We start from the raw sequence: 15,212 nt of genomic DNA on the forward strand, positions 1-15,212 counted from the left end.
CGGTGGGGGGTGTGCTGCGTGCGGGCCGCGCCAGTCGGTGAGCCGGGTCAGTAGGCCCGGTTGTACATCCGTCGGCGCCACCACAGCAGACCGGTACCGAGGAGCAGGATGCCGGCGGCGCCCGCCGCGGCGGAGCCCGCGATCAGCACGGTGTCGGTCCCGCCGCCGGAGGTCGTCCCGGCGGGCTGCAGCGCGTCGCCGAGCTGGCTGCGCACATCGGTCCCGCTGGTCGTGCCCTTGGCCAGCGCGCCGCGCGAGCCCGAGGTCGGCTTGGCCACGTACGGGAAGTACTTCTCGAACTTCTTGTCGTTCTTGTCGACCGCGTCGCCCAAGTCGTTCTTGGAGCCGACCAGTTCACCCTCGACCACCTGGAGCGAGGCGTCGATCACGTCGTCCGTGAGGCGACGGCCGTTCGGGAAGCCCGCGTTGTCGCCGTCGAGCACACCGAGCCGCTTGGGGTGCATGGTCGGCTTGATCGAGGTGTTGAGGCGCAGTTCCTCCGCCGGACGCACGTGGGGCGGCTGGTTGAGGCCCTTCACGCCCTTCAGGAACACGTCGACCAGGTCGTTGCGGGGCTCGGCCGGGGCCTTGATCTTGTAGATCCCCTCGATGAGCTTCGGCAGCTCGGGGTTGGTCACGTTCTTCAGGAACTGACCGTCGTTCCAGGGCGCGGACCCGTTGAACTTGTCCTTGTCCTTCTGCGGGTTGACGACCTCGTTGACCAGCGGCATACCGAGCCGGGAGACCTGGGTGTAGTTGCCGCGGGCGTCCCTGCGCTGCGTGGTGGACCAGATGCCGACGACCGGCTGTCCGGCCGACTCGCGGATCACGTCGTTCGGGACCTGCAGGGCTATGGAGTTGACGTTGTAGCCCTTGAGGGTGTCCCGCCCGACCTCGGTCAGGTTCCCGCCGTAGAGCAGGTCGAAGACGCGCAGGTCCAGGAAGAACGGGTCGTCGGCCTGACCGGCGAAGGTCTTCGAGCCGCCCGCGAGCTTGTACACCGCCTGGTCGCGCAGCTTGCCGTAGTCCGGCATCGACGCCTTGCCGACGTTCGACGGGGCGACCGGGACGTCGTCCGCGACCTTGGTGTGCGACACCAGCTTCTGGTTGTGCAGCCGCAGCAGGTCGAGGTCGTACGTCTGCGTGATGTTCAGGTCGGGGTCGTCGAGGCTGGTGACCGCGCCCGTGTTGTAGAGGAACGTGTCGCCGTTCTTGCGGTGCGTCTTGAAGGTGTAGCGGTAGATCAACTCGCCCTGTGCGTCACCGTCGTTGTCGATGTGGATGTCGTACTGGGCGTCGTCGGCGAACGTGTAGAAGTTCGGGCCGCCGGCGGGCTCCTCGAAGGGAATCCAGTTCGCCACGATCGTCGTCGTGTCGGGCTTGTCCGGGCTGACGAACGCGTAGACGTCCGTGTTGTCGTACTGGGGAGTGCCCGAGATCAGCGGGGCCTCCCGGTGGCTGGAGGCGGAGGCCGCCCCCGGTACCAGTGTGGTCACGCCGGCGGCTGCGAGCCCCCCGGCGGCCAGCGCACCACATACGAGGGTCGCGAGCGTCCTGCGTCCCACGCCGCTCCTGGAGATAGGTGTCATGCCGTCCGTCCTCATGTCCAACTTGCCTGACGCACGCCATTCGGAGCGGTCGCCGGGGTGGATTGGTCGAATCCCAAACGTGTTTACGGCGGTTGTCTCGGCTTGTTTCATCGGCGAGCCGATTTCTTCACGACGGCCCCGCGATCGGCCGCGCTGCGGCCCCGCCAACTGGTCGGCGCCGGACTCGCGTTTTCGGCTCGCTGATCCGTAACCCATCCGTAGACACGTTCGCTGCGAAGACGTAGGGGAAAGGACGGGCCGTGCACGGCCGGAGAGGGGGACGGGTGGAGGCTGACGAACTGCTGGTGCTGGTGGCCGGAGGCGACCAGAAGGCGTTCGAGGAGCTGTACGGACTGGTGTCCGGGCCGGTGTTCGGACTGGTACGCCGCGTGGTGCGGGACCCCGCACAGTCGGAGGAGGTGTCGCAGGAGGTGCTGCTCGAACTCTGGCGCTCCGCGGCACGGTTCGACCCCGGCCGCGGCAGCGCGCTGTCATGGATCCTCACCCTCGCGCACCGCCGGGCCGTCGACCGGGTGCGCAGCGCCCGCGCGGCGACCGAGCGGGAGCAGCGCGAGGGGAGGCGCAACCACCACCCCGCTTTCGACCAGGTCGCCGAGGAGGTCGAGGCCGGGCTGGAACGTGAGTGGGTCCGCCGCTGCCTCGACCGGCTCACCGCCCTGCAACGCCAGTCCGTCACCCTCGCCTACTACGACGGCTACACCTACCGTGAAGTCGCCGAGCGGCTCTCCCTGCCCCTCGGCACCGTCAAGACCCGTATGCGCGACGGACTCACCCGCCTGCGTGAATGCCTGGGAGGAGTCGCGTGAACGTCCTCGACTGCCTGCCCGGCCACGAACGCCACGGAAGAGAGGTGGGTGCCGCATGAGCGTCCTCGACCGACTGCTGGGCCGCGATCTGCACTCCCTCGCCGCCCCCTACGCCCTCGACGCGCTGGAAGGCGACGAGCGGCGCCGATTCGAACGTCATCTGAAGGGCTGTGAACGCTGTGCCGAGGAGGTGCGTGCGCTGACCGAGGACGCGGTACGGCTCGCCTGGTCCACGACGGCCTCCCCGCCGGCCGCCCTTCGGGAGCGGGTGCTGATCGCCGTACGGACGACACCGCAGGAACCGGCCGCCAGGGAGCCCCGCGCTCGGCCCGCCCATCAGCCCACGCGGGCGCGTGCCCCCCGATTCCGCCCGCTGTTCGCCCCGCTCGCCACCACCACGGCCGCCGCGGCTCTCGTCGTCGCCTCCCTGTTCGCGGTGCAGGCGACACAGGCGCGGGACGAACTGGACCGGGAGCGTGCGCAGGCACGTGAGATCGCCCACGTTCTCGCGGCGCCCGACGCGCGGGCGACCGGTGAACGGGACGCACGGGGGCGCGGAATCGGAGTTGTGGCCTCCGTATCGGAGCGGCGCGCCGTCGTGACGGTGAGCGGACTCGGCACCCCGGCAGGCGGGCGCGTCCATCAGCTGTGGCTCATGCGCCCCAACGAGAAACCACGTTCCCTCGGCCTGTTCGAAGGCGACACGCCCCTCGTCGCCGACGGACTGAATGCGAACGCGACGTCACTCGCAGTGACCGTCGAACCTCACGGAGGGTCAGTGCAGCCCACTACTCAGCCGGTTGTCCAACTCGCCCTGGAAACGGTTGGATTCGGAGAGTAATCGTCAACCCCCTTACGGGGAAGGTGAATCCTGTGTCCGAGATACACGAGCGCCACGAGGGGGCGATAGGGTTAGTCTGCCCGGGCCGGGTGGACTTGTACGGGTGGGGAGTGACATGGAACAGATAACGGTGCGCAGCAGGGCTCGTGTCCCTGCGATCACGTGCGGGAGCAGCGCGACCAGTTCGCGCCTCGACCGCCATCTCGCGGTGCTGGGTGGCCCCGCCATACCGCAGCGTGAGACGGTCGAGGCGACGTCACTGATGCGTGAGCTCACGGCGCGTGACACCGCGCACGACAGCGGCTCCATGGGTGCGCGCGTGCGGCGGGTCTCGCTCTTCGCGCCGCTCAGGCGGCTGCGTCGCTCGCTGTTCGGCGGCCACTGATCGGCTGTCGGTACCGGCGTTCCCCGACTCGCGCTCCGGCGGCCCACCGTCCCGGCGCATCGCTGCCTCTCCGCGTCCGTCATCCCCACGGCGGGCAGCGGCGCCCGGTGGTCACCACGGCCGGAGCGCGGGTCACCACATTTCACTGAGTCGTGAGGCTCAGCGCACCACTCCGTCCCGCCGTAGCTCGGCGACGTCCGCGTCCGTCATGCCCAGCGCCCGCAACACCACCCCCGTGTGCTCGCCGAGCCGCGGGACGGCCCCCATTCGTGCCTCCTCCCCGCCCGGCAGCGTGATCGGAGGCAGCAGCGCCCGCAGCGGCCCGACCGGTGACCCCACCTCCCGCCACCGGTTCCTGGCCGCCAGCTGCGGATGCTCCGCCACCTCCTTGACGTCCCGCAGCCGCGCGCACGCGATGCCCGCGGCCTCCAGGCGGGTCACCGCCTCGTCGGCGCCGAGCACGCCCAGCGCCTTCGCCACCAGTGTGTCCACGCGCTCCCGGTTCGCCACCCGCGCCGGGTTCGTCGCGAACTCCGGATCGTCCGCCAAGTCCGGCCGACCCAGCAGCTGTTGGGCGAGCCGCCGCCACTCCCGGTCGTTCTGCACCGACAACAGCACGCGCCCGCCGTCCGCCGTCGAATAGACGTCGTAGGGAACGATCACGGCATGCGCGAGGCCGGTGCGCGCCGGTGCGGTCCCGCCGTGCATCGCGTGGTGCAGCGGATGCCCCATCCACTCCGTGAGCGCGTCCAGCATCGACACCTCCACCGGGCCCCCGCGGCCGGTCGTGCCGCGCCGCACCAGGGCCGCGAGGACTCCCGAGAAGGCGTACATGGCCGCGGCGATGTCCGCGGCCGGGATGCCCGCCTTCACCGGCTGCTCCGGCGTTCCCGTCACCGACACGAGCCCCGCCTCGCACTGCACGAGCATGTCGTACGCGCGTTTCCCGGCGTACGGCCCGGACGCCCCGTACCCCGAGATGTCCACGGCGATCAGCCGCGGATGCTCGGCGCACAGCGTCACCGCGTCCAGGCCCAGCCGGGCCGCCGCCCCCTGGGCGAGGTTCTGCACGAACACGTCCGCGTCCGCGACGAGCCGGCGCACGACCTCCAGCCCGCGCGGGTCCTTCAGGTCGAGGGCGACGGACTCCTTGCCCCGGTTGCACCACACGAAATGCGAGGCCAGGCCCGCGGCCGCGGTGTCGTAGCCACGGGCGAAGTCCCCGCCGTCGATCCGCTCGACCTTGACGACCCGGGCGCCGAGATCGGCGAGCTGACGGGTGGCGAAGGGTGCGGCGACGGCTTGTTCGACGGCGACGACGGTGATGCCTTCGAGGGGCAGTGGCTGTGGCTGCATGCGGTGGATCATGGCTCCTCGCCACCACCTTTGTCATGCGCGGACGCTGATGGGGAGGTTCCGTGAAGCCGGTGTGAACCGTCGTCCGCGGGCGGTCCCGCCGCTCACCGTCCGCTCGACACTCACCGTTCACCGGTCGCGTACCGGCGGACGGCGAGCGGCAGGAACACCACGAGCAGCGCGCCGCACCAGGCCAGCGACCCGGCGACCGGATGGGCCACCGGCCAGGCGGAACCGCCGGGCACCGGGGCGTTCCCGAACAGCTCGCGCAGGGCTGTGGTCACCGCGCTGATCGGGTTCCACTCCGCGAGCGTGCGCAGCGGCCCCGGCAGGTTGTCCGTCGGGATGTACGCGTTGGACAGCAGCGGCAGCATGAACGTCGCACTGCCCAGCTGACCCGCCGCCTCCTCGCTCCGGGACAGCAGCCCGAGGAAGATCCCGACCCAGGTGGCCGCGAACCGGAAGAGCAGCAACAGCGCGAGCGCGCCCGCCGCGTGGAGCGCCGAGCCCTCCACGCGCCAGCCCACCGCGAGTGCGACGAGCAGGAACGGCACGGTTCCCGCGGCGGTCACGAGCAGATCCGCGACCGCCTGTCCCAGCGGCACGGCCGCCCGGCTCATCGGCAGGGTGCGGAAGCGGTCCGTGACGCCGCGGTGCGTGTCCTGGGCCGCCTGGAACATCCCCGTCATGACCCCGTTGGCCGCGGTCGCGACCAGCAGACCCGGTACGAGAAAGGACCGGTACTGCGGTCCCGGCATCGCGAGGGCGCTGCCGAAGACGTACCCGAAGAAGAGCAGCATCGTGATCGGCATGGTCTGGGTGAGGACCGTGAGACCCGGGCTGTTCCGCACGCGCCTCAGCTGGCGGCCGAGCATCGCGCCGCCGTCGTACGCCAGTCCGCTCATGCCACGGGCTCCTTGAGGTCGGCCGGCTCTCCGGTCAGCCGGAGGAAGACGTCGTCGAGGGTCGGTTGCCGCAGGGTCACGTCGAGCAACGGCACTCCCGCCGCGTCGAGTTCACGGACCAGGCGGGGGAGCGTCAGGGTCGGATCCGAGGTGACGGCCCCCACGGTGCCGCGGGCGGCGTCCAGCGCGGGCTCGTTGCCGGTGAGCCGGTCGAGGACGGCGGCCGCGTCGGCCAGCGCGTCCGGGTGGGCGACCACCGCCTGCGCGTACGCGCCGATGAGTGCCTTGAGTTCGGCGGGCGAGCCGGTGTGGGCGATCCTGCCCCGGTCCACCAGTGCGATGTCGTCGGCCAGTTGGTCGGCCTCCTCCAGATACTGCGTGGTCAGCACCACGGTCGTGCCGTCGTCCTTCAGGGCGCGTACGGCGTCCCGGATCCCGTTGCGGCTCGCCGGGTCGAGCCCGGTGGTGGGCTCGTCGAGGAACAGCACGGCGGGCCGCCGGATCAGACTCGCCGCCAGGTCGAGCCGGCGCCGCATGCCGCCCGAGTAGGTGGAGGCCGGCCGGTCCGCGGCCTCGGTCAGCCCGAAGCGGTCAAGCAGTTCGGCGGCCCGTGCGCCGGCGTCCCGCACCCGGTGCAGCCGCGCGAACAGCCGCAGGTTCTGCCGTCCGGTGAGATCGCCGTCCACCGAGGCGTACTGCCCGGTGACCGCGATGCTCCGCCGTACGGCCGCGGCCTCCCGCACGACGTCGTGTCCGGCGACACGCGCGGACCCGGCGTCGGGTCGCAGCAGCGTGGCCAGCAGGCGTACGGCCGTGGTCTTGCCCGCGCCGTTCGGTCCGAGCACCCCGCAGACCGTGCCCCGGGCCACCGCCAGGTCGAGCCCGCGCAGGGCGCGGACATCCCCGAAGCGTTTCTCCAGACCCTCACTAAGTACAGCGTACGTAGTAGTCATGGGGTGACCATAGCGCACTACGTACGCTGTACGTAACTAGGATGGTCGCGAGGTGATCGACCAATGGCAGGGCGCAACGCCGTACCCGAAGTGATCTGGGCCCGTCCCGAGCGGGCGGGCCGTGGTCCGCGGCCGGCCTTCCGGCGCGCGGACATCGCGGCCGCCGCGGTGCGGATCGCGGACGCGGAGGGACTGGACGCGGTCTCGATGCGGCACGTGGCCACCGAACTCGGCTGCGGCACGATGTCGCTGTACAACTACGTGCCGCGCAAGGAGGACCTGTACGAGCTGATGGTCGACGGCATCAGCGGCGAGCACGACATCCGGGAGCCCTCCGGTGACTGGCGCGCCGACATGCTCCACGTCGCCCACCAGACCCGCGCCCTCATGCACCGCCACCCCTGGCTGCCGCGCCTGATGTCCCCGGTCTACGGCTTCAGCCCCAACGCCCTGCGCTACCTGGAGCACTGTCTGGCCTGCCTCGATCCGCTCGACGCGCCGTACGGCACCAAGATGGAGCTGATCGCGATGCTCAACGGTGTGGTGACGACGTACGTGGGCAATGAGCTGGCCACCGTCGAGCGGACGCGCTCGCTGCCCTGGTCCGAGGAGCAGGAGAACGCGGCCAGGATCGCCTACTTGGGCAGTCAGGTGGCGTCCGGCGCGTATCCGCGGATGGCCGCCGCCTTCATGGAGGACGCCGGTCCGATCGACCTGGAGGCGGTGTTCGAGCGGGCGTTGGGCCGGGTGCTGGACGCGTTCGAGCCGAAGGGGTAGGGCGCGGTCCGGCCGGCCGCGGTCTGTCCAAGGTGACGGGCAGGGCTCGGCGGGGGCTGTGCCTCTGGGCCGGCCGGATCGGACAGGACGGCTAGATCAGCGCGAACTGGCCCTCCGGGCCCTCTTCGTGGTGGTCGAGCACCGAGGCCGGACGCCGCGCGTTGTCCGGTACCGGGAGGACGCCGGCCGTGCGCAGTTCGGCCCGGGTGATCGGTGATCGCTGCTCCACCCCGGCCTGCTGAGGGCGTAGTTCCGCGAGCAGCGCGAGGACCGTGATGAGTTCCAGGAGCTCGGACGTCCAGGCCTGGGGCCAGCCGGCGGGGCCGATCGCCTCCAGGGCCCCCGGCTCGGGCACCCCGGTCCTGGCCGCGAACCACTGCTCGAGGACACGCACGCCACCGACCTCGAAGTCCCAGGCCTCGGGCGGCACGGGCGAGATCCTGCCCTCGCCGAGGTGCAGGGACTCCTCGGTGCGGTCGTAGTACGGGTCGGCGAGAAGAGGTCCCTGGGCGGGGCGGGACCCGTGGGCGGGGGCGGTCAGGGGCGCGCGGACGTACGGGCGGCGGCCGCCGGGGAGTTTGGGGCGCTCTCCGTCGCGGCACATCAGCCACAGCATCCGGCGGCCCAACTCGACTCCGTACGCCCACACTTCGGGGTCGGCGGTGAGCGGGACCGCGCAGCCGTCCCGGCTGTGCCGCGCGACCGCCATCGCCCAGGCGAGGACGTCGACGGGGGCGGGGGAGTGGCCGAGGCGGGTGCCGAGGTGCTCCAACAGGCCCGGTGCCAGGTTCGGTTCACGGCCGCCGGGGCGCCGGAAGAGAGGACGCACCCGGCCGCCGCGGCCGGCGCTCAGCGGCAGCACGGACGCGGCCAGCAGGACCGGACCGGACGCCTCGGGCCCGGAGGCCTGCTCGACCGCGAACACCTGTCCCTCGCCCGCCACCCGCCACAACTCGGGGCGGGCGGCATCGATCAGCCGGTGATCGGGAATCAGCCACCGCTCGTCGAAGGGGGCGCAGAGCACGCGAACCGGGTCCGGGCAGGGGCCCGACACGCGCGCGAGGCGGCCCGTCCCGCTGGACTGGCCCGGCAGCTGGGCGACCGCGGAGTGCGTCGTGCGCGCCCGCGTCGGCTCGAACAGCGCCTCGCGGTCGGCCCCTTCGGCCCGCACGAGGGCGTCCCAGCGCGCCTTCAGGGATGCCGCGTCCGGTGCCGTCGGCCACCTCCGGCCCAGCCTCGGCGGTGCGACGGACCACGGCATGAGGTCCGCGAGCAGCGGAGCGGCGTCGGGCGTCACGCTCGGCATCGTACGACGTGGGCGCCGCGCGCCGTCCCCGTACGGCATCGTCAGTGGGCGTCGAGGGTGACCGTGAACGAGAAGCGGTCGCCCCGGTAGTGGATGACCGCCACGTCCAGCGCCCGCCCGTCCTGGCCGTAGATGATGCCCGTGTAGCGCAGGATCGGGCTGAGCAGCGGCACCTGGAGCAGGCGCGCCGTCTCCGGGTCCGCGAGCCGGGCCTCCACGGTGTCCGTGATCCGGCTGATGCCGACTTCGAGCACGTCACGCAGCACCTTGGTCATCGGCCAGCGGATCAGATCCTCCCGGTCGATGCGCTCGGCCAGCTCCGGGCGGAGGTAGTTGCGCGCGTGATTCGTCGGCTCGCCCGTCGCCTCGTCGCAGCGCAGCCGGTGGTACGTCGCCACCTCGTCCACATCCGGGAAGAATTCCGCCAGCTCACCCGAGACGGGCGCCTTCCCCTGGTCCAGCAGCTCGGTCGTCATGCCGGACTGCTGGGCCACGATCGCGTCCACCGAGCCGAGCAGCCGCACGGGCGCGCCCCGCTGCGCACTCGGCTCGATGAACGTGCCCCGGCGGCGGTGCCGGGTGATGAGCCCCTCGACCTCCAGCTCCTTGAGCGCCTGCCGCATGGTCAGCACGCTCACCCCGTAGTGCCCGGCGAGCTGCTCCTCGGTGGGCAGGCGCAACGGGTCCTGGGGGGAGCGGCCGAGTATCGAGGCGCGCAGGGACTGCGACACCTGATACCAGAGCGGCAGCTTGCGGTTCAGGACGATCGAGTCCGGAGCGAAGGAGGTCACGAGGGTATCCGTACCGGTCGCGGGCGGGGAAGGCAACGCCCGGTGGGTCTCAGTCGGTCGGGCGGAAGTGCCGCTGGAGGCCCTGCCACACGTCGTCGTACCCCTGCTGGAGGTGCTCCGCCCGTGCCGCCTGGGCCGTCGCGGTCACCGGCCAGCGCGTCTCGAACATGAACGCGAGCCCGTCGTCGATCTTCTGCGGCTTCAGCTCTGCGGCGCTGGCGCGGTCGAAGGTCTCCCGGTCCGGCCCGTGCGCCGACATCATGTTGTGCAGCGAGCCGCCGCCCGGCACGAAGCCCTCCGCCTTGGCGTCGTACGCGCCCTCGACGAGCCCCATGTACTCGCTCATCACGTTCCGGTGGAAGTACGGCGGCCGGAAGGTGTCCTCGCCCACCAGCCAGCGGGGCGCGAAGACGACGAAGTCGACACCGGCCAGGCCCGGGGTGTCGGACGGCGACGTCAGCACCGTGAAGATCGACGGGTCCGGGTGGTCGTAGCTGATGGAGCCGATCACATTGAACCGGTGCAGGTCATAGACGTACGGCACATGGTTGCCGTGCCAGGCGACCACGTCCAGCGGCGAGTGGTCGTACGTCGCCTTCCAGAGGTTTCCGCAGAACTTGTTCACCACCTCGACCGGGCCCTCGACGTCCTCGTACGCGGCGACCGGGGCGAGGAAGTCGCGGGCGTTGGCGAGGCCGTTCGCGCCGATCGGGCCGAGGTCGGGCAGCTGGAAGGGCGCCCCGTAGTTCTCGCACACATAGCCCCGGGCGCCCGTGCCCGGCCCGCCCTCCGGCGTGCTGTCCAGCAGCTCCACCCGGAAGCGCACCCCCCGGGGGATCAGCGCCATCCGGCCCGGCTCCACCTGCAGCAGCCCGAACTCGGTGCGCAGCAGCAGGCCGCCGCGCTCCGGGACGATGAGCAGCTCGCCGTCGGCGTCGCTGAACACCCGCTCCATCGAGGAATTGGCGTGATATAGGTGCACCGCGATCCCGGTGCGCTGGGCCGCGTCGCCGTTGCCGCCGAGGGTCCACAGGCCGGCGAGGAAGTCCGTCCCGGCGGGCGGCTCGGGCAGCGGGTTCCAGCGCAGCCGGTTCGGGTCGGGCACCGTCTCGGTGAAGGGCGCCGTCCGCAGGGTGCCGTTGTCGGTGCGGGTGAACGCGGGGTGCGCGGCCGAGGGCCGGATCCGGTACAGCCACGAACGCCGGTTGGACGCCCTCGGCTCGGTGAATGCCGAGCCGCTCAGCTGCTCCGCGTACAGCCCGAGCGGTGCGCGCTGCGGCGCGTTGCGCCCGTGCGGCAGGGCCCCCGGGACCGCCTCCGAGCTGTGTTCGTTGCCGAATCCGGAGAGGTAGGTCAGCCCCTCGGCCGTCTTCCTCGCGTCCCCGCTCATGATCGCTCCCTCGCGCCTGATTCCTATGCATCACCGTAGGATTCCGTCCCCGCCCGCGCAAGGGGTCGGCCGCGGGCACAGAACGGGATCGGCCACGGACCGCGCGCGGACCGCGCCGCCGGGCCCGGAGAGCCCGCCGCGATCCCCGCCGGTAGTAGTACTCAAGGGTTGGCGAACGGCCCGAGAACCCGACTCAAGGGGGATCCCGGCCGTCGGAGCCTTGTTCTACGCTCCCGGACATGCGGAGGACGCGTGGACTGCTCACCGCGTTCGCGGTCTGCGCCCTGCTCGGCGGATCCGCGGGCTGCGGCGCCGGTGATGCGCACGAGCGGAGGGACGGAGTGTCGGCCTCGCCCGTGGGCACGTTGCTCGACGAGACGGACGAGGAGGGACGGCTCTATCGTGAGGTGGACAGGACGGGGGCGCCCGAGGTCGGGATCGAGATCCGGCCCGATTCCGCCGACAGCTGGGACGTACGGCTGACCGTCCGCAACTTCCGCTTCTCGCCCGCGGGCGCGCGGCCCGTGCCGGTCGCCGGGCGCGGCCTCGCCCACCTCTATGTCGACGGCCGGACCGTCGCCCGGCTGCGCACCGCCGAGTACCACCTGGCCGGGAACCTCGTGCCGCGCGGCACCCACCACGTCACCGTGCGCCTGTACGCGGACGACGGCACCGCGTGGGCCGTCCACGGCGAGCCGATCGAGAGGACGGCCGACATCACGGCATCGGAGGCCGGGCGGAAGACGGCGACCGACGGCCTCGCCGATCGCGGCCCAGGTCACACCGTACGCGGCGGTCCCGAGGGCGAAGTGAGTGGTCACGGCATCGAGGTGCGTACTGATGGGGGAGGTTCACCGGATCCCTGCGGAAAGGCATCATGAAGACCGTGCCCCATGCGACCTCGCTGCGCAGAGCGCCCGTACAGCGGCGCAGCGCAGAACGACTGACCAGAATCCTCGACGCCTGCGCCGACCTCCTCGACGAGGTGGGCTACGACGGTCTGAGCACCCGGGCCGTGGCTCAGCGGGCCGGAGTGCCCATCGGCTCCGTCTACCGTTTCTTCGGCAACAAGCGCGCGATGGCCGACGCGCTCGCCCAGCGCAACCTGGAGCTCTACGCCGAGCGCGTCACCCAGCGCCTGCGAGAGGGGGGCGGGGGAGACTGGCGGGCCGCGATGGACGCGGTGCTCGACGAGTACCTCGCCATGAAGCGCACCGCGCCGGGCTTCTCCCTCGTCGACTTCGGCAACCAGATACCGGTCGGCGCCCGCTACGCCGAACCCAACACCCGGGTGGCCGACCGCCTCACCGACCTGCTCGCCGGCTATCTCGACCGCACCCCGGACGACGATCTCCGCCGTTCCTTCCTGATCGCCGTGGAGACCGCCGACACCCTGGTCCACCTGGCCTTCCGGATCGCCCCCGAGGGGGACGAGCGGATCATCGAGGAGACGCGCGAGCTGCTGCGGGCGTATCTGGCCAGGGTCCTCGACTGACCTGCCCTCGCCGGCACCGGTCGCACGCGGATTTCCGACGTGACCCCCGGCAGCCCCCTCCCCGCCATGCGTACCGGTCGGTATGCTCGGTCGCGTCCGTGTGCCACCGAAGCCACCGCCCTCCGGGAGGACCCGTGTCCCGCACCTCCGGCACCACCCCCGACTCCCGAACCGCCCTGCGCGTCTGCCCCCTGTGCGAAGCCACCTGCGGGCTGACGCTGACCATCGAGGGCACCCGGGTGACCGGCGCCCGCGGTGACCGGGACGACGTCTTCAGCAAGGGCTTCATCTGCCCGAAGGGCGCCTCCTTCGGGGCCGCCGACGGCGACCCCGACCGACTGCGCACCCCCCTCGTCCGCAAGGACGGCGAACTGCGCGAGGCCACCTGGGAGGAGGCCTTCGACGCCGTGGCCGCCGGACTGCGCCCCGTCGTCGAGCGGCACGGACCGCACGCCGTCGGCGTCGTCCTCGGCAACCCGAACGTGCACACCATGGCCGGCGCCCTCTACCCGCCCGTCCTGCTCGGCGCCCTGCGCACGCACAGCGTCTTCACCGCCTCCACGGTCGACCAGATGCCCAAGCACGTGTCGAGCGGCCTGCTGTACGGCGACGCCAACGCGATCCCCGTCCCGGACCTGGACCGCACCGACCACCTCCTGCTCATCGGCGCCAACCCGCTGGAATCCAACGGGAGTCTGTGCACCGCCCCCGACTTCCCCGGCAGGCTCCGTGCGCTGCGGGCGCGCGGCGGCACGCTGACCGTCATCGACCCGCGCCGGACCCGTACGGCCAAGCTCGCCGACCGCCATGTGGCGATCCGCCCCGGCACCGACGCGACGCTCCTCGCGGCGATGGCGTACGTCCTCTTCGAGGAGAAGCTCGTCGACCTCGGCGCGCTCGCCCCGCACGTCCAGGGCGTCGACGAACTCCCCGACGCGCTCCGGGACTTCACCCCCGAGGCGGCGAGCGCGGCCTGCGACGTGGACGCCGGCACCATCCGGGAGCTGGCGCGCGAGCTGGCCGCCGCGCCCACCGCCGCCGTCTACGGCCGCATCGGCAGCTGCACCGTCCCGCACGGCACCCTGGCGAGCTGGCTGGTGGACGTCCTCAACATCCTCACCGGCAACCTCGACCGGCCCGGCGGTGCCCTCTTCCCGATGGCCGCCACCGACCGGACACCCCGCCCCGCGGGCCCCGGTCACGGCTTCGCGCTCGGCCGCTGGCACAGCCGGGTGAGCCGACACCCCGAGGCCAAGGGCGAACTGCCGCTGGCCGCCCTGGCGGAGGAGATCGACACGGTGACGGCGGAGGGCAGCCCGGTCCGCGCCGTCATCGCCGTCGCCGCCAACCCCGTCCTGTCCGCACCCGACGGCCTCCGTCTCGACAAGGCGCTCGAATCGCTGGACTTCATGGTCAGCGTCGACCCGTACCTGAACGAGACCTCGCGCCACGCCCACGTCGTGCTGCCGCCGCCCCCGCCCTCGCAGAGCGCGCACCACGACTTCGCGTTCAACACCCTCGCCGTCCGCAACCAGGTCCGCTACAACCGCCCCGCCGTCCCCTTGGAGGAGGGCCGCATGGCGGAGACCGAGATCCTCGCCCGGCTCGTCCTCGCCGCGACCGGCATGCACGGCGCCGACCCGTCCGCCGTGGACACGATGGTCATCGACAGCACCCTGGGCAAGGCGGTCGGGGACACCGCGTCGCCGGTGCACGGACGCGACCCGCGGGAACTCGCCGCCGCCCTCGGCGGGGAGACCGGCCCCGAGCGCCGGCTCGACATGATGCTGCGCCTCGGCCCGTACGGCGACGGCTTCGGCGCCCGCCCCGACGGCCTGACCCTGGACCAGCTGCTCGCGCACCCGCACGGCATCGACCTCGGACCGCTCGCCTCCCGTCTGCCGGAGCGGCTGAAGACCCGCAGCGGGAGGATCGAGCTGCTGCCGGAGCCGATCGCCGGCGATCTGCCGCGGCTGCGCGACGCGCTGCGCGAGCGCCCGGCGGCCGTCGTCCTCGTCGGCCGCCGTCATCTGCGCTCCAACAACAGCTGGATGCACAACGTCCCCGCGCTCACCGGCGGCTCCAACCGCTGCACCCTGCACATCCACCCCGACGACGCGGCCCGGCTCGGGCTCGCCGACGGGGCGGCGGTACGCGTCAAGGGCGCCGGGGGAGAGGTGACCGCCCCGGCGGAGCTCACCGACACCGTCCGGCGCGGCGTCGTGAGCCTTCCGCACGGCTGGGGGCACGACCGCCCCGGCACCCGGATGAGCCATGCCGCCCTGGACCCCGGCGTCAACGTCAACCAGCTGCTCGACGGCTCGCTGCTCGACCCGCTGTCCGGAACGGCGGTACTGAACGGGGTGCCCGTGGAGCTGGCGCCGGCGTGCCCGTGACCCACCACCGCGCCCCGGCACCGCGACCCGTCACGGGGTCACGGCGTATCTGCCGGTCGTCGGCGAGCACCGGGGGATCGCGCCCGCGGTGCTCGCCGTCCCGCCGAGCCTGCGCGCTGCTGCTGTCGTCGGGCATCGCGGTGAAGTCCCCGGCGGAGCCGGAACGGGTGCGGGACCGGCCGCCGCGGCCGCGGGTGCCCT

At 72.2% G+C, this 15,212-nt stretch carries 14 protein-coding genes; 7 read left to right on the plus strand and 7 right to left on the minus strand.

From position 1 onward, the window contains the following. Nucleotides 1–47: 47 nt before the first annotated feature. On the minus strand, nt 48–1,589 hold the full coding sequence (locus ACFWBT_RS25775) for a DUF4331 domain-containing protein (RefSeq protein WP_385704488.1): 1,542 nt from the start codon (nt 1,587–1,589) through the stop codon (nt 48–50). Between the two features lie 284 nt (nt 1,590–1,873). On the opposite strand from ACFWBT_RS25775, the gene ACFWBT_RS25780 reads away from it, so the two are divergent. The 3 genes from ACFWBT_RS25780 to ACFWBT_RS25790 all read left to right on the plus strand — a co-directional run bounded on the left by ACFWBT_RS25780 (nt 1,874) and on the right by ACFWBT_RS25790 (nt 3,642). Further along, nucleotides 1,874–2,416 carry a sigma-70 family RNA polymerase sigma factor gene (locus tag ACFWBT_RS25780; protein ID WP_266756991.1) on the plus strand — a complete coding sequence of 181 codons (543 nt, stop codon included), beginning with the start codon at nt 1,874–1,876 and terminating at the stop codon, nt 2,414–2,416. Nucleotides 2,417–2,471: 55 nt separating this feature from the next. Further along, nucleotides 2,472–3,257 (plus strand): anti-sigma factor domain-containing protein, encoded by a 786-nt coding sequence (locus ACFWBT_RS25785; protein ID WP_385704491.1) that lies wholly within the window; start codon nt 2,472–2,474, stop codon nt 3,255–3,257. 115 nt (nt 3,258–3,372) lie between these two features. Continuing rightward, on the plus strand, nt 3,373–3,642 hold the full coding sequence (locus tag ACFWBT_RS25790) for a hypothetical protein (protein ID WP_385704493.1): 270 nt from the start codon (nt 3,373–3,375) through the stop codon (nt 3,640–3,642). A gap of 159 nt (nt 3,643–3,801) precedes the next feature. On the opposite strand, the gene ACFWBT_RS25795 is transcribed toward ACFWBT_RS25790, so the two are convergent. The 3 genes from ACFWBT_RS25795 to ACFWBT_RS25805 form a co-directional block, all read right to left on the minus strand. Then, a complete protein-coding gene (locus tag ACFWBT_RS25795) occupies nt 3,802–4,998 on the minus strand; it encodes a CaiB/BaiF CoA transferase family protein (RefSeq protein ID WP_385704496.1) in 1,197 nt (398 codons plus the stop codon). 122 nt (nt 4,999–5,120) lie between these two features. Then, nucleotides 5,121–5,903 carry an ABC transporter permease gene (locus tag ACFWBT_RS25800; RefSeq protein WP_385704497.1) on the minus strand — a complete coding sequence of 261 codons (783 nt, stop codon included), beginning with the start codon at nt 5,901–5,903 and terminating at the stop codon, nt 5,121–5,123. Beyond that, nucleotides 5,900–6,856 carry an ATP-binding cassette domain-containing protein gene (locus ACFWBT_RS25805; RefSeq protein ID WP_385704499.1) on the minus strand — a complete coding sequence of 319 codons (957 nt, stop codon included), beginning with the start codon at nt 6,854–6,856 and terminating at the stop codon, nt 5,900–5,902. Before ACFWBT_RS25805 ends, ACFWBT_RS25800 begins: the two co-directional genes overlap by 4 nt. A gap of 63 nt (nt 6,857–6,919) precedes the next feature. Here ACFWBT_RS25805 and ACFWBT_RS25810 point away from each other — a divergent pair, with 63 nt between their 5' ends. Further along, complete coding sequence (locus tag ACFWBT_RS25810) at nt 6,920–7,633, plus strand: TetR/AcrR family transcriptional regulator C-terminal domain-containing protein (RefSeq protein WP_385704502.1); 714 nt, start codon at nt 6,920–6,922, stop codon at nt 7,631–7,633. 91 nt (nt 7,634–7,724) lie between these two features. Here the strand turns inward: ACFWBT_RS25810 and ACFWBT_RS25815 are convergent, their stop codons facing one another. From ACFWBT_RS25815 to hmgA, 3 genes are read right to left on the minus strand one after another with little or no spacing between them, the layout of a single operon-like run. After that, on the minus strand, nt 7,725–8,939 hold the full coding sequence (locus ACFWBT_RS25815; RefSeq protein WP_385704504.1) for a type ISP restriction/modification enzyme: 1,215 nt from the start codon (nt 8,937–8,939) through the stop codon (nt 7,725–7,727). Nucleotides 8,940–8,980: 41 nt separating this feature from the next. Beyond that, entirely contained in the window at nt 8,981–9,730 is a 750-nt protein-coding gene (locus ACFWBT_RS25820; protein ID WP_385704507.1) for a GntR family transcriptional regulator, read from the minus strand. A 49-nt stretch (nt 9,731–9,779) separates the two neighbouring features. Further along, on the minus strand, nt 9,780–11,120 hold the full coding sequence (hmgA, locus tag ACFWBT_RS25825; RefSeq protein WP_385704510.1) for a homogentisate 1,2-dioxygenase: 1,341 nt from the start codon (nt 11,118–11,120) through the stop codon (nt 9,780–9,782). Nucleotides 11,121–11,359: 239 nt separating this feature from the next. Between hmgA and ACFWBT_RS25830 the strand changes: the two genes are divergently transcribed. From ACFWBT_RS25830 to ACFWBT_RS25840, 3 genes are all read left to right on the plus strand, one after another. Next, nucleotides 11,360–12,001 (plus strand): nuclear transport factor 2 family protein, encoded by a 642-nt coding sequence (locus ACFWBT_RS25830; RefSeq protein ID WP_385704513.1) that lies wholly within the window; start codon nt 11,360–11,362, stop codon nt 11,999–12,001. Then, a complete protein-coding gene (locus tag ACFWBT_RS25835) occupies nt 11,998–12,615 on the plus strand; it encodes a TetR family transcriptional regulator (protein ID WP_385704516.1) in 618 nt (205 codons plus the stop codon). The genes ACFWBT_RS25830 and ACFWBT_RS25835 overlap by 4 nt, the downstream gene beginning before the upstream one ends. 134 nt (nt 12,616–12,749) lie before the next feature. After that, a complete protein-coding gene (locus ACFWBT_RS25840) occupies nt 12,750–15,011 on the plus strand; it encodes a molybdopterin oxidoreductase family protein (protein ID WP_385704519.1) in 2,262 nt (753 codons plus the stop codon). The last annotated feature ends 201 nt before the right edge of the window (nt 15,012–15,212 follow it).

Origin of the sequence: Streptomyces sp. NPDC060027 (genome assembly GCF_042737005.1) — a bacterium.
Lineage (GTDB): Bacteria > Actinomycetota > Actinomycetes > Streptomycetales > Streptomycetaceae > Streptomyces.

Coding starts and splice junctions, on each gene's coding strand:
- ACFWBT_RS25775 (WP_385704488.1), bottom strand. CDS start 1,589: ATGACACCTATCTCCAGGAGCGGCGTGGGACGCAGGACGCTCGCGACC.
- ACFWBT_RS25785 (WP_385704491.1), top strand. CDS start 2,472: ATGAGCGTCCTCGACCGACTGCTGGGCCGCGATCTGCACTCCCTCGCC.
- ACFWBT_RS25790 (WP_385704493.1), top strand. CDS start 3,373: ATGGAACAGATAACGGTGCGCAGCAGGGCTCGTGTCCCTGCGATCACG.
- ACFWBT_RS25795 (WP_385704496.1), bottom strand. CDS start 4,998: ATGCAGCCACAGCCACTGCCCCTCGAAGGCATCACCGTCGTCGCCGTC.
- ACFWBT_RS25800 (WP_385704497.1), bottom strand. CDS start 5,903: ATGAGCGGACTGGCGTACGACGGCGGCGCGATGCTCGGCCGCCAGCTG.
- ACFWBT_RS25805 (WP_385704499.1), bottom strand. CDS start 6,856: ATGACTACTACGTACGCTGTACTTAGTGAGGGTCTGGAGAAACGCTTC.
- ACFWBT_RS25810 (WP_385704502.1), top strand. CDS start 6,920: ATGGCAGGGCGCAACGCCGTACCCGAAGTGATCTGGGCCCGTCCCGAG.
- ACFWBT_RS25815 (WP_385704504.1), bottom strand. CDS start 8,939: ATGCCGAGCGTGACGCCCGACGCCGCTCCGCTGCTCGCGGACCTCATG.
- hmgA (WP_385704510.1), bottom strand. CDS start 11,120: ATGAGCGGGGACGCGAGGAAGACGGCCGAGGGGCTGACCTACCTCTCC.
- ACFWBT_RS25830 (WP_385704513.1), top strand. CDS start 11,360: ATGCGGAGGACGCGTGGACTGCTCACCGCGTTCGCGGTCTGCGCCCTG.
- ACFWBT_RS25835 (WP_385704516.1), top strand. CDS start 11,998: ATGAAGACCGTGCCCCATGCGACCTCGCTGCGCAGAGCGCCCGTACAG.